The sequence below is a fragment of the Shigella sp. FC1967 genome (assembly GCF_001743005.1).
Taxonomy (GTDB): domain Bacteria; phylum Pseudomonadota; class Gammaproteobacteria; order Enterobacterales; family Enterobacteriaceae; genus Proteus.
Window position 1 is genome coordinate 1 of the sequence record NZ_MIIZ01001439.1, and the last position, 347, is coordinate 347.

1 rRNA gene is annotated in these 347 nt (G+C 53.0%); it reads right to left on the minus strand.

The features are described from left to right. Positions 1 to 347 (minus strand): 23S ribosomal RNA (locus BHE89_RS22760); the annotation flags it as partial.

Genomic DNA, 347 nt, shown 5'->3' on the forward strand with positions numbered 1-347 from the left:
CGCTACGCTTACACACCCAGCCTATCAACGTCTTAGTCTTAAACGTTCCTTTAGGTCACTCAAGGTGACAGGGAAGACTCATCTCGAGGCAAGTTTCCCGCTTAGATGCTTTCAGCGGTTATCTCTTCCGCACTTTAGCTACCGGGCAATGCCATTGGCATGACAACCCGAACACCAGTGGTGCGTTCACTCCGGTCCTCTCGTACTAGGAGCAACCCCTCTCAATCTTCCAACGCCCACGGCAGATAGGGACCGAACTGTCTCACGACGTTCTAAACCCAGCTCGCGTACCACTTTAAATGGCGAACAGCCATACCCTTGGGACCTACTTCAGCCCCAGGATGTGA